At 32.3% G+C, this 25,278-nt stretch carries 28 protein-coding genes; 23 read left to right on the top strand and 5 right to left on the bottom strand.

Annotation, left to right across the window (positions count from 1 at the left end):
• Window positions 1-53 precede the first annotated feature (53 nt).
• From QZU75_RS02075 to QZU75_RS02065, 3 genes are all read left to right on the top strand, one after another.
• Entirely contained in the window at window positions 54-968 is a 915-nt protein-coding gene (locus tag QZU75_RS02075; protein WP_296881297.1) for an ATP-binding cassette domain-containing protein, read from the top strand.
• A 9-nt stretch (window positions 969-977) separates the two neighbouring features.
• Window positions 978-1,703, top strand: a complete 726-nt coding sequence (locus QZU75_RS02070; protein WP_296881296.1) for an ABC transporter permease — start codon at window positions 978-980, stop codon at window positions 1,701-1,703.
• Window positions 1,704-1,773: 70 nt separating this feature from the next.
• A complete protein-coding gene (locus tag QZU75_RS02065; RefSeq protein ID WP_296881295.1) occupies window positions 1,774-2,046 on the top strand; it encodes a zinc ribbon domain-containing protein in 273 nt (90 codons plus the stop codon).
• A gap of 164 nt (window positions 2,047-2,210) precedes the next feature.
• Here the strand turns inward: QZU75_RS02065 and mtrH are convergent, their stop codons facing one another.
• Window positions 2,211-3,149 carry a tetrahydromethanopterin S-methyltransferase subunit H gene (gene mtrH / locus QZU75_RS02060; protein ID WP_296881294.1) on the bottom strand — a complete coding sequence of 313 codons (939 nt, stop codon included), beginning with the start codon at window positions 3,147-3,149 and terminating at the stop codon, window positions 2,211-2,213.
• Window positions 3,150-3,812: 663 nt separating this feature from the next.
• On the opposite strand from mtrH, the gene QZU75_RS02055 reads away from it, so the two are divergent.
• The 16 genes from QZU75_RS02055 to QZU75_RS01980 all read left to right on the top strand — a co-directional run bounded on the left by QZU75_RS02055 (window position 3,813) and on the right by QZU75_RS01980 (window position 17,349).
• The gene (locus QZU75_RS02055) at window positions 3,813-4,223 is read left to right on the top strand and encodes a PadR family transcriptional regulator (RefSeq protein ID WP_296881293.1); all 411 of its coding nucleotides are present in this window, start codon (window positions 3,813-3,815) and stop codon (window positions 4,221-4,223) included.
• A 309-nt stretch (window positions 4,224-4,532) separates the two neighbouring features.
• Window positions 4,533-5,984: an asparagine synthase-related protein gene (locus tag QZU75_RS02050; RefSeq protein ID WP_296881292.1), complete on the top strand. Its 1,452-nt coding sequence runs from the start codon at window positions 4,533-4,535 to the stop codon at window positions 5,982-5,984.
• A gap of 107 nt (window positions 5,985-6,091) precedes the next feature.
• Entirely contained in the window at window positions 6,092-6,307 is a 216-nt protein-coding gene (gene gatC / locus QZU75_RS02045) for an Asp-tRNA(Asn) amidotransferase subunit GatC (protein WP_296881291.1), read from the top strand.
• Window positions 6,308-6,319: 12 nt separating this feature from the next.
• Entirely contained in the window at window positions 6,320-6,805 is a 486-nt protein-coding gene (locus tag QZU75_RS02040; RefSeq protein WP_296881290.1) for an amino acid-binding protein, read from the top strand.
• 9 nt (window positions 6,806-6,814) lie between these two features.
• Window positions 6,815-7,834, top strand: a complete 1,020-nt coding sequence (locus QZU75_RS02035) for a homoserine dehydrogenase (RefSeq protein WP_296881289.1) — start codon at window positions 6,815-6,817, stop codon at window positions 7,832-7,834.
• Between the two features lie 27 nt (window positions 7,835-7,861).
• The gene (locus tag QZU75_RS02030; protein ID WP_296881288.1) at window positions 7,862-9,073 is read left to right on the top strand and encodes a cofactor-independent phosphoglycerate mutase; all 1,212 of its coding nucleotides are present in this window, start codon (window positions 7,862-7,864) and stop codon (window positions 9,071-9,073) included.
• A 1-nt stretch (window position 9,074) separates the two neighbouring features.
• On the top strand, window positions 9,075-9,695 hold the full coding sequence (locus tag QZU75_RS02025; RefSeq protein ID WP_296881287.1) for a flavodoxin family protein: 621 nt from the start codon (window positions 9,075-9,077) through the stop codon (window positions 9,693-9,695).
• Window positions 9,696-11,054 (top strand): MATE family efflux transporter, encoded by a 1,359-nt coding sequence (locus tag QZU75_RS02020; protein WP_363139631.1) that lies wholly within the window; start codon window positions 9,696-9,698, stop codon window positions 11,052-11,054.
• Window positions 11,054-11,461, top strand: a complete 408-nt coding sequence (locus tag QZU75_RS02015) for a GNAT family N-acetyltransferase (protein ID WP_296881285.1) — start codon at window positions 11,054-11,056, stop codon at window positions 11,459-11,461. Before QZU75_RS02020 ends, QZU75_RS02015 begins: the two co-directional genes overlap by 1 nt.
• Window positions 11,462-11,469: 8 nt before the next feature.
• A complete protein-coding gene (locus QZU75_RS02010; protein WP_296881284.1) occupies window positions 11,470-12,249 on the top strand; it encodes an alpha/beta hydrolase family protein in 780 nt (259 codons plus the stop codon).
• Entirely contained in the window at window positions 12,246-12,701 is a 456-nt protein-coding gene (locus tag QZU75_RS02005) for a hypothetical protein (RefSeq protein WP_296881283.1), read from the top strand. The genes QZU75_RS02010 and QZU75_RS02005 overlap by 4 nt, the downstream gene beginning before the upstream one ends.
• A 71-nt stretch (window positions 12,702-12,772) precedes the next feature.
• The gene (locus QZU75_RS02000; protein WP_296881282.1) at window positions 12,773-14,389 is read left to right on the top strand and encodes a CTP synthase; all 1,617 of its coding nucleotides are present in this window, start codon (window positions 12,773-12,775) and stop codon (window positions 14,387-14,389) included.
• 96 nt (window positions 14,390-14,485) lie between these two features.
• On the top strand, window positions 14,486-15,352 hold the full coding sequence (locus tag QZU75_RS01995; protein WP_296881281.1) for a prepilin peptidase: 867 nt from the start codon (window positions 14,486-14,488) through the stop codon (window positions 15,350-15,352).
• Window positions 15,353-15,781 (top strand): class III signal peptide-containing protein, encoded by a 429-nt coding sequence (locus QZU75_RS01990; RefSeq protein WP_296881280.1) that lies wholly within the window; start codon window positions 15,353-15,355, stop codon window positions 15,779-15,781. It begins immediately after the preceding gene.
• 161 nt (window positions 15,782-15,942) lie between these two features.
• Complete coding sequence (locus tag QZU75_RS01985) at window positions 15,943-16,662, top strand: hypothetical protein (protein WP_296881279.1); 720 nt, start codon at window positions 15,943-15,945, stop codon at window positions 16,660-16,662.
• Between the two features lie 6 nt (window positions 16,663-16,668).
• Complete coding sequence (locus QZU75_RS01980; RefSeq protein ID WP_296881278.1) at window positions 16,669-17,349, top strand: TIGR00289 family protein; 681 nt, start codon at window positions 16,669-16,671, stop codon at window positions 17,347-17,349.
• A 2-nt stretch (window positions 17,350-17,351) separates the two neighbouring features.
• On the opposite strand, the gene QZU75_RS01975 is transcribed toward QZU75_RS01980, so the two are convergent.
• The 3 genes from QZU75_RS01975 to QZU75_RS01965 are packed head-to-tail and all read right to left on the bottom strand — an operon-like array spanning window position 17,352 to window position 19,023.
• Complete coding sequence (locus QZU75_RS01975; RefSeq protein ID WP_296881277.1) at window positions 17,352-17,891, bottom strand: AAA family ATPase; 540 nt, start codon at window positions 17,889-17,891, stop codon at window positions 17,352-17,354.
• Window positions 17,891-18,628 (bottom strand): phosphopantothenate/pantothenate synthetase, encoded by a 738-nt coding sequence (locus QZU75_RS01970; protein ID WP_296881276.1) that lies wholly within the window; start codon window positions 18,626-18,628, stop codon window positions 17,891-17,893. Before QZU75_RS01970 ends, QZU75_RS01975 begins: the two co-directional genes overlap by 1 nt.
• An 11-nt stretch (window positions 18,629-18,639) precedes the next feature.
• Window positions 18,640-19,023 (bottom strand): hypothetical protein, encoded by a 384-nt coding sequence (locus QZU75_RS01965; protein WP_296881275.1) that lies wholly within the window; start codon window positions 19,021-19,023, stop codon window positions 18,640-18,642.
• Window positions 19,024-19,338: 315 nt separating this feature from the next.
• Here QZU75_RS01965 and QZU75_RS01960 point away from each other — a divergent pair, with 315 nt between their 5' ends.
• Together QZU75_RS01960 and QZU75_RS01955 are read left to right on the top strand one after the other, a co-directional pair.
• Window positions 19,339-20,385, top strand: coding sequence for a ribonuclease H-like domain-containing protein (locus tag QZU75_RS01960; protein WP_296881274.1), 1,047 nt, complete (start codon window positions 19,339-19,341; stop codon window positions 20,383-20,385).
• A 1-nt stretch (window position 20,386) separates the two neighbouring features.
• The gene (locus QZU75_RS01955; protein WP_296881273.1) at window positions 20,387-21,892 is read left to right on the top strand and encodes a HEAT repeat domain-containing protein; all 1,506 of its coding nucleotides are present in this window, start codon (window positions 20,387-20,389) and stop codon (window positions 21,890-21,892) included.
• Here QZU75_RS01955 and QZU75_RS01950 read toward each other — a convergent pair.
• On the bottom strand, window positions 21,887-22,645 hold the full coding sequence (locus QZU75_RS01950; protein ID WP_296881272.1) for a ferredoxin: 759 nt from the start codon (window positions 22,643-22,645) through the stop codon (window positions 21,887-21,889). The two genes, QZU75_RS01955 and QZU75_RS01950, sit on opposite strands and share 6 nt — an antisense overlap.
• Before the next feature lie 139 nt (window positions 22,646-22,784).
• On the opposite strand from QZU75_RS01950, the gene QZU75_RS01945 reads away from it, so the two are divergent.
• Together QZU75_RS01945 and QZU75_RS01940 are read left to right on the top strand one after the other, a co-directional pair.
• A complete protein-coding gene (locus QZU75_RS01945; RefSeq protein ID WP_296881271.1) occupies window positions 22,785-23,813 on the top strand; it encodes a M42 family metallopeptidase in 1,029 nt (342 codons plus the stop codon).
• 117 nt (window positions 23,814-23,930) lie between these two features.
• The gene (locus QZU75_RS01940) at window positions 23,931-24,797 is read left to right on the top strand and encodes a hypothetical protein (protein WP_296881270.1); all 867 of its coding nucleotides are present in this window, start codon (window positions 23,931-23,933) and stop codon (window positions 24,795-24,797) included.
• Window positions 24,798-25,278: the final 481 nt, after the last annotated feature.

The raw sequence follows: 25,278 nt of genomic DNA, 5'->3' as shown, positions 1-25,278 counted from the left end.
TTTTAACACATTCTATTTTTTCTTTTTTTTAGTAAATTTAGGGAGTTTTTTTTATGGTAGACTATGTTATCGAAACAAATCAATTGTCAAAAATATATTCTAAAAATAAGGTTGTAAATTCAGTTAATATGCATGTTGAGAAAGGAAAGATTTACGGGCTTTTAGGAAAAAATGGAGCTGGAAAAACCACAACCATGTGCATGCTTTTAAATCTCACATATCCAAGCAGTGGAGAGATATTTCTCTTTGGAAAGAACCCTAAAAAACATTCAAATGTTTATTCAAGCATCGGTTCTATTATTGAAACTCCAGGTTTTTATGAAAACCTGACTGCATATGAAAACCTGAAGATAATCGCCAAAATAAGAGGGGATTTTGACCCATATAACATAAATTCAGTTCTTCACATGGTTAATTTGGATAAAGACAAATCTAAAAAATTCAAGGATTTTTCACTAGGCATGAAACAGCGTCTGGGAATAGCTGCAGCTATTATGCACAGTCCTGAACTGCTGATTTTGGATGAACCAATAAATGGTCTTGATCCATTTGGAATTAAGGAAATAAGAACATTGTTTAAGAGATTATCCCATGAATTCGGAATAACCATCTTAATTTCAAGCCATATTTTAAGTGAAATAGAAAATATTGCTGATGTAATTGGTTTTATGGATGGAGGCGTTTTAATTGATGAAATTTCAAAGGAGGAATTATACAATCGATTGAACAAATTTGTAGAATTTGAAGTATCAGATATTCACTTGGCTCTATGTATATTTAAAGAATTGGAACTTAAGCAAAATGAAGATTTTATAGTCAAGGGGGATACAATTCGTTTGTATACTCATTTGGAAATGAGAGACAAGTTCAATGCACTATTTGTTAAAGCAGGTATTGATGTTAAAAAGGTAAATCTATGTGAAGAGAATCTTGAAGAATTTTTCACAAGATTTGTTTCAAATAATTAGGTGGTACTAATGTTTACTTTTATTGAAATGGAATTTTTAAAACTTAAAAGATCAAGAATATTCTTGTTGAGTTTATTGGGGGCTGTCCTTCCTCCTCTTTTGATGTTTATAGCAGTCACTGCCTTTGATGAGGGACGGACTTTTGAAGCATTATTCACTAATGTTAATATGTATATGTCAGCAATGTTTGCGGTTTTAATCTTTGCCATAATCATTTCTTATCTGTTCGGAAGGGAATATAATGAACATACTCTAAAGACAATGTTGACAATCCCCGTATCAAGGGCAAAATTTTTAGCAAGTAAATATGTCATGTTTTTAGTATGGATTGTAATTTTAACTGGTGTAACAAGCTTATCAACACTTATATTTGGTTTTGCTGCAGGTCTTGAAGGATTTAGCATTAATCTGTATTTAAATAGCTTTGCACAGCTTCTTTATGCCAATGTGTTGTTGTTTTTAACATTCTCACCATTCGTGTTTATATCATTATTCATTACAAACATGGTTCCTGCAATGGTTGGAGGAGCTGGTTTGTCCCTGGTGAATTTAATGGTGTATGGCCAAAACTGGGCACCTTTTGTTCCTTGGATATGTCCTTATTTACTTGCATCAGGTAAAATAGCAGAATACACATCAAGTATTTCAGTTTCATATGGCATTATATTAGCTACTTTCTTAATCGGAATTGTAATATCTTATATTTACTTTACAAAAACCGATGTTTCACTTTAATATTACTTGTCAAATGCTCTTTGCATTGATTTAAATATTTGAGTATAAAAATATATCTAACGGTGATACAATGAATGATTTTGAAAATCAGAAATTCTGTCAATCATGTGCTATGCCTATGACTGAAGAACTTTTTGGAACAAATGCAGACGGCTCAAAAAACGAAGACTACTGTATGTACTGCTTTAAAGATGGAGAATTCACATCAGATATGACAATGGATGAAATGATGAATTTCTGCATTGAAAAGATGGTTGAAGTTCATCCGGAAATCGATAAAAACGAAGCTTCTGCAATGATGAATGAAGTATTTCCAAAACTAAAAAGATGGGCGGATGACTAAATTTTAATTTTTTTTTTAATATTTTCTATTTTTTTAAAAATTAAATTTAAAGCACTGGATAAAATATCCAGTGCTGATTTGATTTATTTATGTTAAGATTCTCAAATATTATTAGGGTAATATTTGAGTTGATGTTGAGGTTGAAAATGGTTATCCTTGATAATTTATAACAATCTATTCATTGGGTGGAAATCAACAGGTTCGGTCCCCATAGGTTTTACAGCTTCACATATAAACATATCTGTTTGTGCTACTGCCGGAAATGCAATTTTAGCATTTTCAATAGGTCCAAAAAGAACGAAATCTCCGCCGCACATTACCTGTACAATATTCGCACCAATATCACAAACTGTAAATGCAGTTTTATTTCCTTCTTTTTTGTATTCTCTTAACCAGTCCCATGCAGATGGTACATTGTGTATTCCAGATCCGACAGGATATCCCCATTTAGCTTTTTCAGCGAATGAAGTTCTTGCTGCAATACCTGCTCCTTGACCTAAAGGAGTTACTGCAGTATCCATCATAAATCGGTCAATTCCACATTCTTCAGCCACTTCGAGTAAACCTTTTTCATATGCTCCATCATCTCCGTCTTCCCACATTGCCATTTTACCTTCAATGGTAGCATTCATTGGGTTGAATCCTAAGATAATGGATGCAGTAAGATCTGTTTCGGCAAGGGCTTCTAATTCGGATTTATCTGCTGCCATGTTAATTGAGTTATAAATTGCTCTATCGGTTAATCCAACTTCATCAGCATATTGCGCACCGGCAACTCTTGCATCTCCTGATGTTGAATCTATAAGGAATGGTGCATCACAGATTTCTCCAATGTATTCAATATATTTCGGGAGTGCTTCAACGGTTTGTCCAAAAACTTGTACAATATATGGATTACCTGTTACGTCTGAAATTGATGCCATATCATTAACTAGTTGTTCGGCTCTTGCGGCATCGAAATCACCAGTTAATTCATCATTAAGAATATTGTGACCGCCGTAGAAAATAGTTCCAGCTAAAACTGTAGGGTATTCTCCAGGTTGTCCACCCATTTTGACTCCGGCGAAGTCAAAAACTGTTTGTTCTTTATCAAATTTAAACATTTATTTTAACCTCTATTTTTTGTGACCTAACTATATTCAATTAAACTTTAAAAAAATTAAAGTCAGGTCTAACAATATATTTTATTTAGCTCTATATAAGTTAATATTATTAATTTTATAATATATTCAAAAATATTTAAATTACTGTTTAAAATTATTAAATTATAATATACACATTAAAATTATGAAATATGTGGTTTCTTTCGTTGTTTGGTGAAAAAGGCAAATAATTTGTATAATTTAGTAAAATTCTCTTAAAAAACTTAAAATAATTAATTGTTAATGATTAATCATGATTGTGAAAAAAAATTGAAAAGTTGTTAAGATATTAATCAAATATCAATTATGAGTCTTTTTTTAAATCAATATTAATTGGATTTAACATGGTTTTGTTTTAAATATTCAAACATGATTATAATTGAAAATTAACTATTTAATTATTGATTTTTTCTTTTTTTTAAATCTCTATAATTTTAATGTTATTATCGGTCTATTTGAATTGTTTAATTAAAAATTGGCTCATTTAATTAATTATTCTTAATTTTATAATATAAGTTTATATATAATTTTAATTATAATTTATAATATATCAATTTAATTTGTGTAATTTTTGTTTAACATTAATTGTTATTTTTTCTAATTGGTGTTCTGGAACTGTTTAATATGGGAGATTCAAATTCAGCTATTCAAAAGAATTATGTGGAAGTCCTAACAAACAATTCCATAATAAAACATTATGTAAATGGGATGTCCCGTTTTTTGATTCTATGGATTATAAAATATAAAGGTCCGATTCATGGTTATGCGATTCTAAAGGAATTGGATGGATTTTTTAAAATACTGATTGATGAAGGATCCCTGAAAAAATCAAGCCCCAGCAATATTTATCCTATTTTGAATAGGCTTGAAGATTCAAATCTCATTGCCAGTGAGCTGAAAGTTAAAAAGAATAAGAAAATAAAATATTTTAAGATAACTGATGAGGGGGTCCATGTTTTAAATTACATGTATTCCCGTTTTGATTTAATTCATGGCAATCCTCAATGGACACTATTATTTAAAACTATGGATTAATTTTAATGTATTAGGTGTAATTGACAGTTTTAACTATTGAATCATTTAATAATGATTATTAAATCTTATTTTTAATTATGTTCTCACACCATATTTTAAAAAAATATTTTAATGTATTCTCCAATATAATAATAGTTAACAGTATTTTTAAGATTAAATTCATATAAAAGATGATTTCTATCATGAAATGTTATTTTCATTAGTTTACAGATGAAATTTCCAGTCAATGATGGATAAATTAGAATTGTGAAATAAAAAAATTAAGATGAATTTAAGCAGCTAAAAAGTAAAATGGGATTTTTTGATATTATGTGTTCAATAGTTGGTTTACAAGGTAATGTTAAAGCAAATGAAATAATAAAAATGTTAAAAACCTCTAAAAACAGAGGTCCGGATTCATCAGGAATTTATTTGGATAAAATTTATGAAAACATAGATTTGGATGAATTTGAAGATGAAAACTCATACTCAATAGCTTTTGGTCATAATCTGCTTTCCATTTATGATAAAAATGATAGGATATCAAAACCACAGCCTGTAGCTAATGATAATCTTGTTTTGGTTTTCAATGGGACCATATATAATTTCCAGACCATCAGAAATTTCCTCAGTAAGGTTGGTGTTGAAGCAGAAATCACCTCTGATACAGAAGCTGTATTATACTTAATCGATTTTTATTTACAAAAATTGGACCTTCTAAAGGCTGTTCAATCAGCAATAAGACTGCTTGACGGTGATTATGCATTTGCCGTTTGGGATTCACAAAACCTTGCTATTGCACGTGATCCTCTTGGAGTTAAACCACTATTTTATGCACAAAATGATGATTTAAAAGGATTTGCATCATCAAAACTTTCCCTAAAAGAGGTGGGATTTGCTGACATTAACACATTAAAGCCGGAACATATTCTATATAACTGGGAAGATATATCTCCCATCCAGCCGATTTATGAAAAGGTCTTTGAAGGAGATGTAATTAAAATAGATAAGATGTTAAGGTTAAGTGTTATTAAAAGAGTCAGTGATTTGTCTGAGATCGGTGTTATATTTTCAGGAGGTCTTGACAGTTCATATCTTGCACTGCTTTTAAAGGAAATGGCTGAAAATATTCCCTTGAAAATTAAATTGTATGCCGTGGGAGTTGAAGGCTCAAAGGATGTTGAATCTGCAATTTACGCTTCAAAATTCCTGAATCTTGATTTGGAGATTTGCACATTAACAGAAGAGATGATTCGAAAAGCGCTGCCTAGTGTTGTAAAAGCAATCGGAGATGATAATCTGATGAAGGTCGGTGTTGGTCTTACAACTTACTTTGCAACTAAAATGGTAGCAGAAGACGGCATAAAGGTAGCTATTTCAGGTCAGGGTGCAGATGAACTCTTTGGAGGCTATAAAAGATATGTGCAAAGTTTCATTGACGGAACATTAAACTATGATATAAGGGAAGATATATCAAATATGTATCACGTTAATCTTGAAAGGGATGATGCATGTTCAATGCTTAATTCAATTGATTTGAGATTACCGTTTCTGGATAAGGCATTGGTGGAACTGGTTTTGAATATCCCTGACAATAAAAAGATAGTTTCCATGCATGATGATATGAGAAAAAGTATTTTAAGAAAATTGGCCTTTGAAGAGGGCTTGGATTATGAAATAGCATACAGGCCTAAAAAGGCAGCCCAGTACGGAACAGGCATTGACAAGATTTTGAGAAAGAAAATCATAAAGGATACAAACCTTGCCGGATTTTTGGAATAATTTTAAAAAATTGTTCCTTTTTTTATTTTTTTAATTTTAAAACTTTAACTTTATTAATATTAAAAAACAAAATAAATATATTATTAATTATTAGGAGTTTAATATTTATGACAATCGAAAAAGATGCTGAAGATATTATAGAAAAATTTTCAAAAATTTTGGAAGACATTCCTGATTCAGATGAAACCTGGTACATCACAGACAATTTGAATTTAACCCGTGATGATGAATCTCATGAGAAAAATCCTGAAAAAATATTAAGAAATGCCCGTATCGATAAGGAAGGAAACTTAGTAGTTAAAAAAGCAGGTTGGACACATTAAAGAGTGATTTAAATGAGAATGGACTTAGTTTTAGAAGTTTTGGATATTCCTGGCCAATTAGTTTCAGTATTGGAACCGGTTGGTGCTCTTGGTGCAAATTTAGTCACTGTTATCCATAAAAGGGAATTAAAAAACGAACAGGGAATGGTTCCGGTTCATATTACAATAGAAGGTGAACGTGAAAATCTCTTCAATGTTATTCAAAGATTTGAAGATTTAGGTTTTTCCATTATAGAAATGGATGGTGTTGTTAAAAAAGAATTAATCAGTACAATATTATACGGCCATATTGTAGACAAGGATTTAAGGGACACTATGGATAAAATCAATGCACTGAAAGGTGTTGTTATTGTTGGATTTGATATTAAATTGGATGGTGAAAAAGAATCCACTGCATTGATTAACATTGAAACTGATTATGGATTAAAACAATATGTATTTGATAAGATTAAAGAAATTGCTGATGAAAAACAGCTATTGATGATTAATGAAGTTTAAGTGATTATTATGGATGAATGTAAAGTCATTATCATGGGATTTGGATCAGTAGGTCAAGGTGTGGCTAATGCAATTTCCATGAAAAAAGATTTAATTAAAGATAAAACAGGAGTGGAAGTTAAGGTTGTAGCTGCTGCTGATTCATCTTCATCTGCAATATCTGCTGATGGTTTGGATGAAAAATTACTTGTAGAAACAAAAAACAATGGAGGAAAATTATCTGCATATCCGGAATTCGGATCTGAGATGAATGGTGAAGATGTTCTTGATGCTGTTGAATATGATTGTCTTATTGAAGCAACTCCTACCAATATTGTTGATGCAGAACCTGCATTTTCACTAACACTCAAAGCATTTGAACAAGGAAAGGATGTAGTTACCTCAAACAAAGGACATTTAGCACTAAAATTCAAAGAAGTTGTTGGTGCGGCTGAAAAAGCAGGTGTAGAATTTAAATATGAAGCCAGTGTCGGAGGAGCAATGCCTATTATCAATTTCACAAAGCAAACATTGTCCTCATGTGACATCAAATCAATCAAGGGTATTCTGAACGGTACTACAAATTATATTTTATCAAGAATGACCACAGAAGGTACTTCTTATGAAACAACCCTCAGAGAGTCACAGGAATTGGGAATAGCCGAAACAGACCCTACACAGGATGTTGAAGGTATTGATGCTGCTTGTAAAACCGTAATTCTTGCAAATTCCCTATTGGGCATTAATGCAACTTATAGTGATGTTGAAGTCAAAGGTATTTCAGATATTAACTCACAGGCTATTGATTTGGCTAAAAAAGATGATTATCTAATAAAATTGATTGCTGAAGTATCTCCTGAAAATTTAAGGGTGTCTCCACGTCTGGTTAAAAGAGGAAGCTCCTATGACGTAGGCGGAACTTTAAACATGGCTACAATCGAAACAGATATAGCCGGAGATGTTACTGTAATGGGACTCGGAGCAGGATCAATCGAAACTGCTTCTGCGATGTTGACTGATTTAATTAGTATTTTAATAAATAAAAATTAATTAATTTTTTTATTTTTATTTGATAGTATGAAATATGTAATTTTTATCCCTGATGGGTCAAGTGATTATCCTGTTGATGAATTAGATGGAAAAACTCCTTTAATGGTTGCCAATACACCAAATATTGATAAATTGGCAAAAGGAGGATTTGGAGGATTTACAAATAATGTTCCTGATGCATATACTCCGGGTTCAGATGTTGCCAATATGAGTATTTTCGGATACAATCCTGCAGATTACTATACTGGCCGTGGACCTCTTGAAGCGGGCAGTGAAGGCATTCCGACAACTCCAAAAGATGTAATATTCAGATGCAATACAATATTCAGCGAAAACGGTGAAATGGATGACTTTAATGCAGGTCACATTTCCACTGAAGAAGCAGATGAGTTAATGAAAGGATTAAATGAATATTTCAATGAGAAATATCCTGATTTTAAAGGCAAATTTTATACAGGTGTAAGCTACAGACATCTGTTCATATATTCATGTGACAGCATTGAAGATGCTGAAATATTATCCTCAATTAAAACAATGCCTCCTCATGACATAGCAGGCGAAAAACTTGTTGATAACTTATTTGGCGAATGTGAACTGGCAGAGATGATTCAAAAGATAATGTTTGAGTCAAGAGAATATCTTAAAGATGCAGATGTTAATCAAAAAAGAGAAATTCCTGCAAATATGGTATGGCTGTGGGGACAAGGAGTAACACCTAAATTGCCTAACTTTGAAGAGACTTATGGAATAACTGCATCTGTAATTACAGGTGTGGATTTGCTTAAGGGAATCGGAAACTTCGCAGGAATGAACATCGTTAACGTGCCTGGTGCAACAGGATACTTTGATACTGACTACAAACAGAAAGGTGAATATGGTATTGAAGCATTAAAGGAAACTGATTTATTACTGATTCATATTGAAGCTCCTGATGAGGCAGGCCATGCTCAAAACACCGAAGAAAAAGTCAAAGCTATTGAAAGAATTGATGAATTTATTGTAGGTCCTATAATTGACAGTTTGGAAGGTGAAGACTTTAGGGCAGCAATACTACCAGACCATCCAACTCCAATAAGTGTTGGAACACATACCCGTGACGATGTGCCTTTAGTAATATATGATTCAGCTAAAGAAGGAGATGAATGCAAATCATTTGATGAGGAAGGGGTTAAAAAAGGTTCACTAGAAACCAAACCTGGACACTTTTTAGTTCAAAGATTATTATCTGGAGAGTTTTAAAATGAAAGTATTATTGTTAAATGGAAGTCCTCACAAGAAAGGATGCACTTATACAGCACTTTGTGAAGTCGAAAAAACATTAAATGAAGCAGGAATTGAAACTGAAATATTTTGGATTGGAACAAAACCATTGATGAGCTGTACTGCATGTTCAAAATGCAGTGAAAAAGGCGAATGTGTCTTTGGAAAGGACGGAGTTAATGAATTTGTCAAAAAGGCATATGAAGCTGACGGATTTATATTTGGTTCACCTGTTCACTATGCTGCAGCAACCGGTGCAATAACATCCTTTTTAGGAAGAGCATTTTATTCAAACTCAGAACCTTTCACATTTAAACCTGGCGCAATGGTATGTTCTGCAAGAAGAGGAGGAACTACTGCAACATTCGATCAGCTCAACAAGTTTATGGGAATATCACAAATGCCTATAGTAACCTCTTATTACTGGAATATGGTTCATGGAAACACTCCTGATGAAGTGCTTCAGGATGAAGAAGGATTATGCACCATGAGACAGCTAGGACATAATATGGCATTTTTCCTGAAATGTATTGAGGCAGGTCGTGAAAAAGGGCTTGAACATGAAGTAGAGCCTAAAATAAGTACAAACTTTATAAGATAGATGATGAATATTTTTAAAACTCCTGAAGGTTACATATATTCAAACAGAGCACTGCTTGCATTGTTCATTCCGCTTTTAATTGAATATGCTTTGGAATTCTTTGTAGGTCTGGCTGATTCTATAATGGTGGCATCACTTGGTGAAGCTGCAATTTCAGGAGTTTCTCTAGTTGACTTTTTAGTTCAACTACTTATTTTTTCTTTTTCAGCTCTTGCAACCGGAGGAGCTGTAGTGGCCGGACAATATCTGGGTGATAAACAGATTGAAAATGCACAGAATTCTGCAACACAGCTTGTTTGGTTTTCCACAATATTGTCTACAGTTTTAATGATATTGGTAATCATTTTAAGGCAATTTCTAATTGGAATATTATTTGGCCAGATTGATGCTGAAGTATGGCATAATGCTGATGTATACCTTTATATAGTAGCTTTGTCAATTCCATTTTTAGCTATTTATAATGTTGGAGCAGCTATTTTTAGAACAACCAACAACACAAGGCTTCCGATGAGGATACTGCTGATTTGTGATGTTTTAAATGTTATTGGGAATGCAATCTGCATCTACTATTTGGGTTGGGATGTTAAAGGCGTTGCTATTCCAACTGTAATATCAAGATTTCTTGCCGCAATTTTGATAATGCATTTTGCAGTTGATGAAAATTATAAATTGCATATTAAAAAGACATTTAAACATAAGTTTGACTTTTACATACTCAGGAAAGTTCTAAATGTTGGAATCCCCTATGGGGTTGAAAACGGGCTTTTTCAATTGGGAAGAGTACTGGTTTTAAGTATTGTTTCAACATTCGGAACAATGGCAATTGCTGCAAATTCCGTAGGTTATGCAATTGGAATATTTTCTGTTCTGCCGGGTTTTGCAATTAATCTGGGTTTGACTGCCATAATTTCAAATTGTGTTGGAGCAAATGATTATGAACAGGCAAGATATTACAATAAGAAATGCCTGATTATTGTAATCATTTCCCATATTGTCATCAATCTGATTATTTTTGCAGGCTTGCCTTTGATTTTAGGCATTTATAATTTATCTGCCCAAACTGCAGCGATGGCAACTGAAATGATTATATGGCATGGTATTTTTGCAATTATAATCTGGCCCTTTTCATTTACAATACCTGCAACATTCAGAGGAGCCGGAGATTCAAAATCAGTAATGTATATAAGTTTAATTGTAATGTTTGCATGCAGAATAGGCTTGTCATATGTTATTGCAGAGTGGATGGGAATTGGAGTGTTTGGAACATGGATAGCAATGTTTATCGACTGGTATGTGAGGGCAGGAATTTATATTTACAGATATTTCTCAAACAAATGGACCGAATACAGGGTGGTTTGATGGGTGAAATAGAATACATGGAAATTCATGAATTTACAACAGATGATTTAAAGGATTTGTTTTTGTCTGTAGGGTGGTCTTCAGGCCATTTTCCAGAAAAACTGCAGATTGCAATGAGAAACTTTGAAACCGTAATATCAGCATGGGATAAAGACAAACTTGTAGGCATGATTTGTGCAATGGATGACGGAATCATGACTGCATACGTTCACTATCTTCTGGTAAGGCCGGAATATCAGGACATGGGAATTGGAAAGGTATTAGTTTCAAAAGTTAAAGAAATATATGATGACTATCTCAGGATTGTTGTAGTGGGATATGATGATGAGATTGGATTTTATGAATCCTGCGGATTTAAAAAGGCGGAAGATGCAAGTCCTCTTTTCATCACTGATTTGTGGACATAGGTGGTAATATGGTTTTATTCAGAGGAGATGTTAAATGTAAAAGCTTACAGAGACGAACTTCAATCAGCGTTATTTTACCGTCAGACAATATTCATTTCCTGCAGGATGCAGAAGAAATAGTGCCCAAACCTTATAGGACACTGTATTTGCTTCACGGATTGTATGGAAGCGATGACATATTTCTTGCAAACACTTCCATTCAGAAATTTGCAGAGGATAACGGCATAGCTGTTGTCATACCCTGTGGAGAAAACAGCTTTTATGTGGATAACCCAAATGCTCATGCATATTACGGGGAATATGTCGGTCAGGAACTTCTGGATATCACCAGAAATATTTTTCCACTTTCACACAAACGTGAAGACACATTTATTGCAGGATTTTCAATGGGAGGCTATGGAGCAATCAGGAACGGTTTAAAATACTCTCAAAATTTTTCTAAAATTGGAATGATTTCGGCCGCATTAATAACTGATGATATCGTTAATTATGTCAGTGATGATAATGTGCTTCGCTCCAGAAATTTCTATGAATCAGTTTTTGGTGATTTAAATAAACTGAAAGGCTCTGATAAAGACCCAAAACATTTGATTGAAACCACTGAGGATATCCCTGATATTTTCATGGCATGCGGGGTGGATGACTTTTTACATGATAAAAACGTTGATTTTTATGAATTTTTAAACTCCAGAAATGTTGATGCCGAGTTTATTGAAGCTCCCGGCGAACACACATGGGAGTTTTGCGATAGATATATTAAAGAATTTATTAGATGGGTGAAAAAATGAACTGTCCTAACTGTGGAAGAGAATTGGATGAAAATAATTATTGTTATAGCTGCTGTGAATACATTGATTTAAGTGACATTAAATTTTGCCCTCAATGCGGCACTCAGCTGGATGAGAATAACTACTGCAGTGAATGCGTAAATTATTACAGTGATTTTGATTTAAATCAGAATTACGGCGACAACGGATTTAATGAAGTTGATTATGATTCAATGGTTAATAATGGGGATGAAATTTGTTTGAACTGTACTTATTGGGGTGTAAGTCCTTACGGAGCATCTCATGGGATGGTTTGTAGAAAGGGACAGTTCAGTGACGGTCCTGGCGATTCATGTGGATTTTTTACTCCCGAATCTCAATTTGCAAGCTATGGGGATGATGGACAATATCAATTTAATGAAACCGGAATGGCCATTTCAAATAAATTATATCACTGGAAAAACAATAGGTAGATTCATTTTATATATGGATTAAATTTTTATATATTAGGAATTACTAAAATTATACTATACTTAATTGATTAATGGAGAGGATTTTTCTGACAAAATATATTATCATAACTGGTGGGGTAGTTAGTTCCATAGGTAAAGGTATTACATCCGCATCTATGGGAAGAATTTTAAGATCTTATGGTTTAAAAGTTTCAGCTATAAAAATAGACCCGTATTTAAACTGGGATTCTGGAACACTCAATCCATATCAACACGGTGAAGTATTTGTGACTCATGATGGTATGGAAACTGATTTGGACCTTGGTCATTATGAAAGATTTTTAGATGTCGAACTTGACGGTATGGCTAACATTACCACAGGTAAAGTTTATGAATCAGTCATTGCAAAAGAAAGAGAAGGCGGATACTTAGGCGAATGTGTACAAGTAATTCCACACATTACCAACCGTATTAAAGAAATGATTAGAGAAAACTCTGAAAGTGCTGATTATGATGTGGTTTTAGTTGAACTTGGAGGTACTGTTGGAGATATTGAAAGTCAACCTTTCCTTGAAGCTTTAAGACAGCTTAGAAATGAAGAAGGACGTGAAAACGTCATGTTTGTCCATGTTACATTTATTCCCTACCTAAATGCAGCTGGAGAATTCAAAACTAAACCAACCCAACATTCAACCAAAGAATTGAGAAGTGTCGGTATAAATCCTGATGTTATTGTGTGCAGATCACAGGTACACATTGACGATGCATTGCTCGGTAAAGTCGCTCACTTTTGTGATGTTGATGTAAATGCAGTTGTAAATACTCCTGACGCAGGTACAATCTATGAAGTGCCTTTGGTTTTAGAAGAAAAGAACATTGGGGAGTTGATTGTTAATAGAATTGGTTTGGATATTGAAGCTAATCCGTCCAAATTGGATGACTGGGCTGAAATAGTTGAATCATTAAGAATTAAAGATCCTCAGGTAACCATCGGTATTGTTGGAAAATATGTTGAACTTGAAGATTCATACATCAGTATCCGTGAATCTTTGCTTCATGCAGCTGCAAGTATTGGTGTTAAAGCCAATATCAAATACTTGAGTTCAGATGTTGAAGAACTTGATGAGGATGCATTAAAAGAATTCGACGGTATTTTGATTCCTGGAGGATTCGGTGAACGTGGTTTTGAAGGCAAATTGGATGCTGTCGATTATGCAATTGAAAATAATGTGCCGTTATTCGGAATCTGTCTTGGAATGCAGTCTATGGTGACTCAGTTTGCAAGAAGAAACGGATATCCTAATGCTAATAGTTCAGAATTTGATGATGATTTGGAATTCCCTGTAATTGATATGATGGAAGAACAAAAGAAAATCAAAAATATGGGCGGAACTATGCGTTTAGGTTCATATGACTGCAAAATTGTTGAAGGTACAAAAACTTTTGAATCATATGGTGAAGTTGACATTGAAGAACGTCACAGACACAGATATGAATTCAACAATGATTTCAGAAAAGATTTGCAGGATAAAGGTTTAATAATTTCAGGAGTTAGTCCTGATGACTTCCTTGTGGAAATTGTTGAATTTCCTGATCATCCTTGGGCTATCGGTTGTCAGTTCCATCCGGAATTTAAGTCCAGACCGAATAGGCCTCATCCTTTATTTAAATCATTTTTAGAAGCTATTTATGAGTTTTCTAAAAATTAATTTTTTTTCTATTTTTGCACAATATTACAAATTAAAAACAATTTAACACGTTCGTTTTCTATCTAATTAATATTCTAGTTTGTTTAATCTATAATTATGAATTTTAGTACCGTATTTTTAATTCAAATTATAGTTACAATCCTATTTTCTATTTTGGCATCAATATTTGATGTTAAGAGTGGTTTTGTTCCCGACTGGTTAAACTATCTGTTGATTGCATTCGGCCTTATGTCGAATTTTATTTTAACATTAATTACAAGTAATGTTAAATACATTTTAGCTTCGTTTATTTCAATGCTTATCACATATGTCATATCTTATTTGCTTTGGAAATTGCATATGTGGGGAGGGGGTGATGTAAAACTATTTACTTCAATAGCTACAGCTATACCTTTTGGATTAAATGGTGATATTTTTAATATTTTTCCGTTATTGTCAATTTATCCATTTGCATTTACAGTGATTTTTAACAGCATTTTGGTGTCATTTCCATTTCTTGTCATATTCACAACTTACTTGCTGTTTAAAAATAAGATGGTGAATAATAATGTTGATTTGCTGGTGAATGTTTTCAATTACCCTGCTCTTAGAACACTAATCAAAACAACCCTCAACAAGACTGTCAAAGTAAAAGACTTGAAGGAAGGGATGATTGTAAATAGATACAGCTTTAATGATGAACACATTTTTGAACTTATAAATGATTTAAACGGTAATTTAAAAGTTTATAAAAGCGGTGATGATGATTATAAATATTATTTCAAATCTAAAAGTGCAGGAGGACTCACTAAAGAAGATGTGAATCTGCTGAAGGTAATGTGTCTTCAAAAATATATTTCAGATTCATTATATATCAAAATTTCATTCCCCTTTACTCCTGCAATTCTATTCGGGCTGATTATAGCATTGAGCTATGGCGATTTGATGATGCTAATTACAAAAAATTTTGTATTGGTGATGTAAATGATCGGGGATAATAGGGGTCAGGTCTCTTTGGAGTATTTGATTATATTTGCCGTATCGCTGATAATTCTAATTGCATTCACGATGCCACTTTTAAATGAATCAATGTCCAATACATTTGATGTAACTAATTCCCTGGATGTAAAATCGGACTTATCGAAAATTTCTCAGGCGATAATGAAGGTTTATGGTGGAGGTGAGGGATCAAAACAAACCGTAACTGTGGATGCGAAAAAAGAATCAAGGATTGATGTTTCAAGCAGTCAAATTTCATCAAAAGTAAAACTTAACGACAAGCAAAGCAAGGTAATAAAATTAAATGTAAAGTCTAATATAAAAGCAGGTTCCATCAAACTGGACAAAGGAAAAAATACATTTGTAGTTGAGTGGCCGGTAGGTAAAAAAAATATGATATTATATAAATTATAGTCAATTTTCATACAAAGTTATTTAACTATTTAATTTTAAATAATTAAAATAGTATTTTAATGGCGTGTGAATTTATGGATATATTAATAGCAATTGTTTTTATTTTTTTATTCATATTAATGATGGTATTTGTTTTTTCCATAGGTAGAATACGGCACCATATGCCTAAAAAAGAACTTCTTTTAGTGCTTATAATTGCATTTTTAATAGGTGCAATAGGAGGGGCATTCTTTTTAGAGCCAATTTATGAAGAACTGCCTTCTGCTGTAAGTTTAATTGAAAAGAACGTACCTGGTAATGAAGAAACATTATATTTAGATTTATCATCTTCTATAAATATGAATGAGTTAAAAGATGAGTTGTCAAAAACTGAAGGTTTTATTTCATTTAAAGAAACCGGCGTTACGATTCCTTTATGGAAATTCAATGACAGGGAATATAAATATTTTAATGATATTTTAGGAAATATAGATTCTCATTATAAACATTATAACGTAACCAAAGATGGAAGACTTCAAATTCAGCTTGAAGATAATTATTCTTCTTACGAAGCTTTAAAATCATTTTCAGATTGGTACAAATTAGTGTATGGAGGTTCAATTTCATATGCTCAGGTACATGCTGAATTAGTAGTTTCATCATCTTCAGTAGAAAAATTCAGGGATATCTTAATGGAACATGGTGTTGTGCCAAGTAAAATGGAAGGTCCTGTGCAAAACACTTATAATCAAACCAACAATACCCTGTTGCCAAATGCTTATTTTGTTATAGCTACTGGAGCAGTTGGAGTTATTGTTGCAATATTTGGAGTTTATTATGAATCATTTGGAATATTTTCCAGAAGATTTAATAGGTCCATGAGAAATAAGCGTAAAAGGTAAATTTATATGAATGCTTGTGTATTGTTTTCTGGCGGTAAAGATAGTACAATGGCATTATATTATGCTTTAAATGAGAAAGAAGATGTGAAATATCTTCTTTCTATGAAATCTCGTAATGCCGAATCATATATGTTTCATGTTCCAAACATTCATATAACTGATTTGCTCTCAGAGGCCTTTGATATTCCCATAATGTCTGTTGAAACTGATGGAATTAAAGAAGAGGAACTTGAAGATTTAAAGCATGCATTTCAAGATTTAAAAAATTTGGGAATAGAATGCATATACACAGGCGCACTTTACTCTCAGTATCAAAAATCCCGAATTGAGAAATTGGGTCAGGAAGTTGGCTTGAAAATCATCTCTCCATATTGGCATGTTGATGAACTGGAGTATATGCGTGAAATTGTTTCTTTAGGATTTAAAATAATTATCAGTGGTGTAGCTGCCTGGGGATTAGACGAATCCTGGCTTGGAAGGGTCATTGATGATGATGTTATTGATGAACTAGTAAAACTTAATGAAAAGTACTATGTGGATATAGCTTTTGAAGGAGGCGAAGCCGAAACACTAGCTATTGACGGACCTATTTTTAAAAAGAAAGTGAAAATTTTAAAAGATAGAAAAGAATGGCATCATGATAGTGGTGTTTATATTATTGAAGATGCCGTTTTGGAAGATAAATGATTTTAAAGGTTCATTTCATCTAAAAATTCATTAATTTTTTCTTTATAGCTTTCAATATCACTTTCGTTGATGATTAGTCTATCTGAAAGCGCAATTACATTTCCGATTCCGAAACCTAATTCGTTCATATCTCTTTTTTGGAATCCTTCATAATCCTGTGAATCATCTTCTCTATTTCTTAATTTCAATCTTTCAAAGCGTAATGAAGCATTTGCGAATATTGAAAGAATAAAGAAATTGCTGAAGTTTTCCTTAAACATTTCCACTTCATGATGGCTTCTTATGCCCTCAATTATGATTAGGTTTTCAACACCCTCTTCTTCGAGCTTTTTAATTTTTTTGATTGTTAATTCAGAAACTATGTATTCTCCGAACTCTTTTCTCAAGTTTACAGCAGTTTCCTTGGTAGGTTCTCCTCTTTTTTTAGCTTCTTCTCGTATGATGTCTCCCATACTTACTATTATTGCGCCTTTTTCACTTGCCATTTCTGAAACTAAAGCTTTTCCAGAACCTGGCATTCCTGATATTCCCATTACTTGCATTATAACCCTCTTTTTATATGTTCTATAGATTCTTTAAGATTTTCATCATTGTCAAATTCATTAACCATTCCGATCAAAACATTCTTGTCCTGAGTTTTTAAATCTTCAGCTATTTTTGTCATGAATGGAATTGCTCTTACAATATTGTCCATAATTGAAACATCAGACATTTTTGAAGTTCTTGAAAGGGGATTCAAATCAATTGTAATTGTATTTTTACCGCTTTTTTTAAGAATTTCGGCTCTGTCTCCGTCTTCTAAAGGTATTAATATTGTATCTGCTGTATATATTCCGGTTTTACTTGCAGTTGCTCTATTATTTTTGATATCATTTAGATATTCAATCTCATCATCAAGTGAGCCAAGAATATCTTTATATCCGTGATCTTTGTATAGGTTTGTAAGAAGTCTTACTCTTTCGTCAGTCCTGTAAAACAGGTTTATTTCAATTTTTGCATCAACTGCTTTGGCCAGGTCAATTATTTCGTCAATAGCTAATACGCTTGCATTTCCATTGACTGAAATAACCGGATTATTTGATAAAAGTAATGCTGCAACAGCAACGTACATTGCTCTTTTTGCAGGGTAAATTGTTTTTTCTCCAATTAAATAGTCAAAAGCCTCTCCTCTTCCATGGGCAATCATTGCTGAGTCTGCCAAATATCCTTTTTCGGAAGCTTTAACTATTTTGTCTCTAAGCAATAATGATTCATATCGCGGGTGGGATTTTGGTATCATTTTTTATCTCCTCATTTTAAATCGATATTCATTTGGGATAAATATCCCAAAAATGTAGTAATTAATAATGTTAGTATAATCATGGATGAAAGATGGAATGAATAATCTGTGAAAATTAAATTTTTGGCATGAAAGCTATCCAAAAAGATATAATCTAAGACTATGTCAATTATGATGAATATGATTCCTACTAAAAATCCTTCAATAACTTCGTTTGAATCGATGTTTCTTATGTATAGGATTCCAAAAAACCCTGTAACTATTATTAGAATAATTGGAGTAATAATATTCATATCGGGTAATCTTGATATAAAAAAAGGGGTTATTATATTTGATAGAATGAGTGTTACTATCCATATTAATATTCCATAAATTATAGCTAATTTTAATTTCATATTTAGACCTAAATTATTACTATTAATAAGTTAGTTTGAAAATCATATAAATTTTTCTAAAATATGAAAATAATTTAAAAAATAATCAATTGGATGGTTAGGTAGCTATATAAATTTTGCTACCTAACAACTTGTTTTTACAAGCTTTTAGAGAAATGAATTTTAAAATTTGGCTGTTTAATCTATCTCTAAGGCTACATTGTAGCCAATTTTATTTATGTTTTTATAGTATATAAAGTTATTTATAATTTATAAAAATTCAATTATACTTTATAAAAAAGTTATATATAAATTGACTAATAAAGTTAATAATGAATGACAAACTATGATGAACATGAAATGTATCTGAGAAGAGTTCTTTCTAATTCAATTTCTTCTTTAAATCCATCTGAAGATGCTAAAAAGCGTGCAAGAAAGTTATCTCCATCCTATTTTGAAGATTATAAGCAAAAACTTTTAAAAGATTGGGAAGGTAAAAAATTGGATGATATAGAGAATTGCGAAGTTGTTTCAACTTCCTATGGGGATACATTAAAGATTACACATGAAGAAAAGGTCAGCTTTAAAATTGATGACAATGACTTTAAAAATCAGATAAACAGTAATCTTAAATTACTTCCAAAAATCGGATTGAAAACAGAAGAGAATCTTAAAAATAAGGGATACACTACCATAGAATCACTAAAAAATCATGATAAATATTGTGATAGTGCAAATAAATTCACAAGTCGTATAGATGATTTGTCATTTGGTGAAATAATAAATCTGTTGGATAAAAACAGATATAGCAAAAAATGCAGGGACAACGTTATAAGGTCAATAAGCTTAACCGACAAGGAAAATTTCAAATTCATGGATATCGAAACATTGGGCCTGTCAAATGTTCCAATAATATTGATTGGTGTTGCAGAACTTAAAAAGGATAAAATAATCTCTTCCCAATACTTTTTAAGAGAAATTTATGAAGAGCCTGCTGTTATTGAAGCTTACCTCTCACATCTGGATGAGGATTCCGTTCATGTAACATTCAACGGAAAGAGTTTTGATGTGCCATACATAAGAAACAGGTGCCTGTCAAACAGACTTGAAATCAATTTCAGACTGCCGCACCTTGACTTGATGTATTTTGCAAAAAACCTTTGGGGCAGCCAACTTCCGAATTGTCAGCTGCAGACTATTGAAAAGGAACTTTTCGGTATTGAAAGAGAAGGGGATGTTCCAGGACAGTATATTCCAGGATATTATAATGCCTATTTAAATGAAAAAAACATTGGACCGATTGTTCCGATAATAGAACATAATCGTCAAGATATAATTTCATTAGCCAGTTTTCTAGAGAGAATGTATGAGGATGTAAATTAAAATGGGATTTTTAGACAGATTTAAAAACAAGCAACCAAAAAAAGAGAAAGTCGTAAAGCCGGATGATATCGAAATAGATCCTGAACAGTTGGCTTTAAAGGAAATGGCCATTAACAGTAAAGACAGGACTCAAAGAGCTGTTGCGGCAGACAGTATAACTGATCAGTATGTGGCTTTGGATATTGCAAAAAATGTAAAGGACAGGGCTATCAGGCTTATTGCAGCAAACAAAATCAAGGATGAGGATTTGCTTTGGGATGCGGCTGAAAATTCAAAATTTTTTGATGTGAGAAGCTTTGCCTATGAAAGATTAGGCGAGAACAACAAGTCAATCTATGAAATCGTAGTCAACACAAAGAAAAACAAGAACGTTGATGAAATTTTTGAAAAGATAGTCGACGAGCAAACTTTAGAGGACATAGCCGTCAATGCAATTGATAAAAATTACAGAAGAATGTCTCTGGAAAAAATAGAAAGTCCCGAAATATTATATGATCTGGTCTTTAAGGCAAATGATTCATCCATCAGAAAATCTGCGATAAATAAAGATTCTTTTGTAAGTGAAGAAATCCTGCAAAAGGTGGCTATTGAAGACAATGATGAAGGGGTTAAGATAGCAGCAATCAAAAAGATTAATAATGAAGAGACACTTGCAAAGATTGCCGTTAATGAGGATAATGCAAAAATCAGAACTTTAATATTTTCAAAGATAGATAATGTGGGCATACTCAAAAACATTGCCCTTGACTCAGAAAAATCTGATGTTCGTCTGGATATTATCAACAAGGTTGATGATGAGGAATTGTTAACTCAATTGGCCTTAAATGATTCAGATAAAATTGTAAGAAGTGAAGCTGCCAAAAAAATCACAGATGAAGAAGTGCTTTTAAAAATTATTCAAAATGATGATGACAGATTTGTAAGACAGATTGCTGTTAAAAATCTTTCAAACACTCAGGAATTAATTGACATAGCATTGAATGATGATGATCAGTTTGTAAGAAATCATGCACTCTCTAATCCCGCATTAGTTGATGAAAAAGATTTTACATATATTGCAATTAATACAACTCATGAAGATGTGGCGGCTCAGGCAATGGAGCACATTAACGATGAGTCAAACTACATTGACATATTAAAGAATGCAAAATTGGACGAAGTTAGAAAATCCACACTGGACAACATCACAGATTTGGAAACTCTAATCAGAATTGTCCTTGCAAATGAGGATGAAGAATTTTCATTAAAGGCTTTAAACAAGATTAAGGTTGAAAAATGTCTGATTAAGATTTACGAGCAGGGTATTTCTGAAAATATTTCAGTCAGAACGGTTTCTTTAATCAGGGATCAGAAAGCCTTAACAAAAATTGCCAAAAACGATGATTCATGGAGAGTTCGTGAAGCTGCATGTAAAAAAATAGTAAGTAAAAAGGTTTTAAAAGAAATATCTCTTTCAGATGATAATGAATATGTAAGGGCAGTGGCTAAAAAAAGAATGAAATTATAAATAAAATTCACATTCTTTTCTTTGATTGTTTGCCTTTTCAAATTCAGGTTTTTTGGCTTCAAATGCTTCTCCTGAAAATGTCCTTGCATCTTCAGGGCAGATATGAATGCATGCAGTGCATCTGGAACACAAATCAAGGTCAGTAGTGACAGGGTCATCGTCAGGAATTGCTTTTTCAGGACAGATTGAAACACAGTCATAACAAAATGCGCAGGTCATATCATCACAGCTTATAACAAATGGAAGCTGTTTGTAGTCGACATAGGGTTTATTTCCAGGAATTTCAGAAGTTAAACTTTCACCTGTTTTGATTTTTTCAATGCATTTTTGGCTGAAATCATCTATTTTTTTCAAATCTTCACTGTCAGGCCTTCCTACTGCAACGCCATCAAATATTGAATGATGGCTGACTGTTGTGGCGGCTGCAACTACATTGAACTTATTTTCTTCCAGTAAATCTACAAGTTCCAGCAGTGCATCAGTTACATGAGCATTTCCATAATTAGCAACAGCTATTGCAGGAGTATTGTTTCCTTTAATTTTTTCCAGTCTTTTTCTGGCACTTTTAGGAATTCTTCCGGCAAAAACAGGCATGCCCACAATGGCAATATCTTCATTTGAAAATTCTTTTTCAGAGTTAAAATTCAATAAATCATAGGTCTCTTTTTTTTGGCTGAAATTGTTAGCAATCTGTTCAACTACTTTTTTTGTAGTTGATGATGGACTAAAATATATTTTTTCTACATTTGACATACTATCTCCCTATTAAAATTATTTAATATGAACTCATTTAAATCTTTTTGATGAATTATATTGTTAGTGAAATAATTTTTTTCTAAAAATAGAAATTATTTAAATATTATTAAATCAATAAAAATTATTTGGTGATACGATGGAATTAATGAGAGAGCTATCTTTGGCACCAGGTGTTTCTGGTTCAGAAGAAGAAATAGCTAAAATTATTACACGTGAATTAAAAGATGTTGCTGATAAAATTGAAACTGACAGTATGGGAAACTTGATTGCCACTAAAAAAGGTGAAAAAAAGGCTCCTACTGTAATGCTTGCAGCACATATGGATGAAATAGGATTAATGGTAAGATACATTGATGATAATGGTTTTATTAAATTTTCAAACATTGGTGGAATTAATGATCAGATGTTAATGAACCAAACTGTAACTGTTCATTCTTCTGTTGGTGAACCGATTGTCGGAGTAATAGGATCAAAACCTCCACATGTAACAAAACCTGAAGAAAGAAACAAAGTTGTTAAAGCTGACGACATGTTTATTGATATTGGGGCAAAGGACAAGGAAGATGCAGAAAAAATGGTTAGAATTGGAGATAAAATGACCTTCAATTCACTCTTTGTTGAATATCCTAATAACTTTATCATGGGTAAGGCACTAGACAATCGTGTCGGTTGTTATGTAATGATGGAAGTTTTAAAAAGAGTCAACACAAGGGCAACCGTTTATGGTGTAGGTACTGTTCAGGAAGAAGTAGGTCTTAAAGGAGCTAAAACTTCTGCATTCAAGTTAAATCCTGATTTGGCTATTGCACTTGATGTTACATTATCAGGTGACCACCCAGGAATCAAACCTGAAGAAGCTCCTGTTGTAGCAGGAAAAGGTCCGGCAATTATTTTAGCTGATGCAAGCGGAAGAGGGATTTTGACTCAACAGTCAGTTAAAGACATGCTCATTAAGGCCGGTGATGAAAATGACATTCCTTACCAATTGGAAGTAAGTGATGGTGGAACAACCGATGGAACTGCTATTCATTTAACTCGTGAAGGAATCCCTACTGGTGTTTTATCTGTTCCTACTCGTTACATACACACTCCTGTAAGTGTATGTAGTATGGATGATATTGAATCAACCATTCAATTAATTACTGAAGCTATAAACAATTTATAGCTACTTTTTTTATTTTTTTTAATTTTGTTTTGTTTATTCTTGTACTGATTTCAGTATTTTCAATTTTCTTTAAGTATTTATATGATGATGTTTAAATTTTAAGTGAAGGTTGTTAAAATGAGTAAGAACCATATTACTATTAGGATTATCAGTACAATTCCAGACATGGTTGCTGAACATTATTATTTCATCAAGCATGTTTTTCCGGATTTGAAAGAAATATGTCTTGACCATGATATAGTATTGGATTATGTGGATTTATTCTATTCAATGACTGAAAAAGAGTTTAATTCATGCAGATCTGTTATTAAATACTTCGAATCCATTGATTCTGACAGGACTTTTTATGTCTGCTTTAGAGGTCAGAAATTAGGATGTGTTCCAACTCATGAAGACATAGACAGATTGACTCTGCAGAAATATCCAGAATTGGTAAATTATATTGGAAATATGTCATTTATGGAATTGACTGTAATGCATGCAATTCATCCGTTTGAAAAGTATGAAAATGGTGAAATTCAAAGATTGCCTCCTGTAAAACATTCCTTATTCTATTTTAGGGACGAACACTATCTTGATAAATTATCTGAATCCCAACAGGAAATTTATACATGTAAACCTGAATGTGATGATGAATTTGTTCAGGATTTGAAGTTGGCAATGGCTAAAGATTTGATTTTTCAAAATAAGCAAGAGCTTGACGGTGTTAAAGATAGCATTTCTCATATTAATGTTAGGAAATATGAGGGTATCTGGTATGAAAATGGGGATTTGATGGATATAATAGAAGGTTATTCCCAGGAATATGCCAAATTGAAAAATCAGACTTTAGATGATCTTCCTGACTATTATAAAAAATTTTCATTTAATAATTCAAAGGGCAATTTTGTAGATTTCATTTGTGAAAATAAGTCTTTAAAAGAAGTGATGATAGAAGATTTTCTAAGTGAATTAAAATTAGAGTTTCCTGAAAAATTTAATTAGATAGATTATTTGAATCTCTACATTCTTAAGTGGAAGTGACTGTCAAAATGTTAGCTCTTTGACAGAATTTTTTTAAATTTCTTTATTTTCTTTTGTTTTTGCATAAAATTAGTGAAATTCTTTAAAAAGGTTTAAATAGTAGTTGTTGTTCGTTTTTCATCAGGTGTTTAATTTGTTGATTTCCGTATTTTTTATTTTTTTTTTAAATCAATCTAATACTTAATAAAATAATTATATGTTTTCTAAACCTAATTTTAAATATTTTTTAAGGTGTATTTTTAAAAATTAGGGCATAATAATCTTTATATAGGTTGGAAGACAAATGTTTATATATGAAAAGCAAAAACAAAAGTCTTCCATGTCTTATTTTGGAGGACAACCAATATATTTAACTATTTGAATTCAGATCCTGTTCGAAAAAATGATAAAAAACCATCAAAAAGCACTTTTGGAAAAAATACTGTTCAATTTGTCTTATATC

Origin of the sequence: uncultured Methanobrevibacter sp. (assembly GCF_902764455.1) — an archaeon.
GTDB lineage: Archaea > Methanobacteriota > Methanobacteria > Methanobacteriales > Methanobacteriaceae > Methanocatella.
The sequence above is the reverse complement of the archived record's forward strand: the minus strand, read 5'-3'. Positions and strand labels throughout refer to the sequence as shown.

Excerpts from the sequence above, each read along its gene's own strand:
- QZU75_RS02075 (WP_296881297.1), top strand. The coding sequence starts at position 54 with ATGGTAGACTATGTTATCGAAACAAATCAATTGTCAAAAATATATTCT.
- QZU75_RS02070 (WP_296881296.1), top strand. The coding sequence starts at position 978 with ATGTTTACTTTTATTGAAATGGAATTTTTAAAACTTAAAAGATCAAGA.
- QZU75_RS02065 (WP_296881295.1), top strand. The coding sequence starts at position 1,774 with ATGAATGATTTTGAAAATCAGAAATTCTGTCAATCATGTGCTATGCCT.
- mtrH (WP_296881294.1), bottom strand. The coding sequence starts at position 3,149 with ATGTTTAAATTTGATAAAGAACAAACAGTTTTTGACTTCGCCGGAGTC.
- QZU75_RS02055 (WP_296881293.1), top strand. The coding sequence starts at position 3,813 with ATGGGAGATTCAAATTCAGCTATTCAAAAGAATTATGTGGAAGTCCTA.
- QZU75_RS02050 (WP_296881292.1), top strand. The coding sequence starts at position 4,533 with ATGTGTTCAATAGTTGGTTTACAAGGTAATGTTAAAGCAAATGAAATA.
- gatC (WP_296881291.1), top strand. The coding sequence starts at position 6,092 with ATGACAATCGAAAAAGATGCTGAAGATATTATAGAAAAATTTTCAAAA.
- QZU75_RS02040 (WP_296881290.1), top strand. The coding sequence starts at position 6,320 with ATGAGAATGGACTTAGTTTTAGAAGTTTTGGATATTCCTGGCCAATTA.
- QZU75_RS02035 (WP_296881289.1), top strand. The coding sequence starts at position 6,815 with ATGGATGAATGTAAAGTCATTATCATGGGATTTGGATCAGTAGGTCAA.
- QZU75_RS02030 (WP_296881288.1), top strand. The coding sequence starts at position 7,862 with ATGAAATATGTAATTTTTATCCCTGATGGGTCAAGTGATTATCCTGTT.
- QZU75_RS02025 (WP_296881287.1), top strand. The coding sequence starts at position 9,075 with ATGAAAGTATTATTGTTAAATGGAAGTCCTCACAAGAAAGGATGCACT.
- QZU75_RS02020 (WP_363139631.1), top strand. The coding sequence starts at position 9,696 with ATGATGAATATTTTTAAAACTCCTGAAGGTTACATATATTCAAACAGA.
- QZU75_RS02015 (WP_296881285.1), top strand. The coding sequence starts at position 11,054 with ATGGGTGAAATAGAATACATGGAAATTCATGAATTTACAACAGATGAT.
- QZU75_RS02010 (WP_296881284.1), top strand. The coding sequence starts at position 11,470 with ATGGTTTTATTCAGAGGAGATGTTAAATGTAAAAGCTTACAGAGACGA.
- QZU75_RS02005 (WP_296881283.1), top strand. The coding sequence starts at position 12,246 with ATGAACTGTCCTAACTGTGGAAGAGAATTGGATGAAAATAATTATTGT.
- QZU75_RS02000 (WP_296881282.1), top strand. The coding sequence starts at position 12,773 with ATGGAGAGGATTTTTCTGACAAAATATATTATCATAACTGGTGGGGTA.
- QZU75_RS01995 (WP_296881281.1), top strand. The coding sequence starts at position 14,486 with ATGAATTTTAGTACCGTATTTTTAATTCAAATTATAGTTACAATCCTA.
- QZU75_RS01990 (WP_296881280.1), top strand. The coding sequence starts at position 15,353 with ATGATCGGGGATAATAGGGGTCAGGTCTCTTTGGAGTATTTGATTATA.
- QZU75_RS01985 (WP_296881279.1), top strand. The coding sequence starts at position 15,943 with ATGCCTAAAAAAGAACTTCTTTTAGTGCTTATAATTGCATTTTTAATA.
- QZU75_RS01980 (WP_296881278.1), top strand. The coding sequence starts at position 16,669 with ATGAATGCTTGTGTATTGTTTTCTGGCGGTAAAGATAGTACAATGGCA.
- QZU75_RS01975 (WP_296881277.1), bottom strand. The coding sequence starts at position 17,891 with ATGCAAGTAATGGGAATATCAGGAATGCCAGGTTCTGGAAAAGCTTTA.
- QZU75_RS01970 (WP_296881276.1), bottom strand. The coding sequence starts at position 18,628 with ATGATACCAAAATCCCACCCGCGATATGAATCATTATTGCTTAGAGAC.
- QZU75_RS01965 (WP_296881275.1), bottom strand. The coding sequence starts at position 19,023 with ATGAAATTAAAATTAGCTATAATTTATGGAATATTAATATGGATAGTA.
- QZU75_RS01960 (WP_296881274.1), top strand. The coding sequence starts at position 19,339 with ATGACAAACTATGATGAACATGAAATGTATCTGAGAAGAGTTCTTTCT.
- QZU75_RS01955 (WP_296881273.1), top strand. The coding sequence starts at position 20,387 with ATGGGATTTTTAGACAGATTTAAAAACAAGCAACCAAAAAAAGAGAAA.
- QZU75_RS01950 (WP_296881272.1), bottom strand. The coding sequence starts at position 22,645 with ATGTCAAATGTAGAAAAAATATATTTTAGTCCATCATCAACTACAAAA.
- QZU75_RS01945 (WP_296881271.1), top strand. The coding sequence starts at position 22,785 with ATGGAATTAATGAGAGAGCTATCTTTGGCACCAGGTGTTTCTGGTTCA.
- QZU75_RS01940 (WP_296881270.1), top strand. The coding sequence starts at position 23,931 with ATGAGTAAGAACCATATTACTATTAGGATTATCAGTACAATTCCAGAC.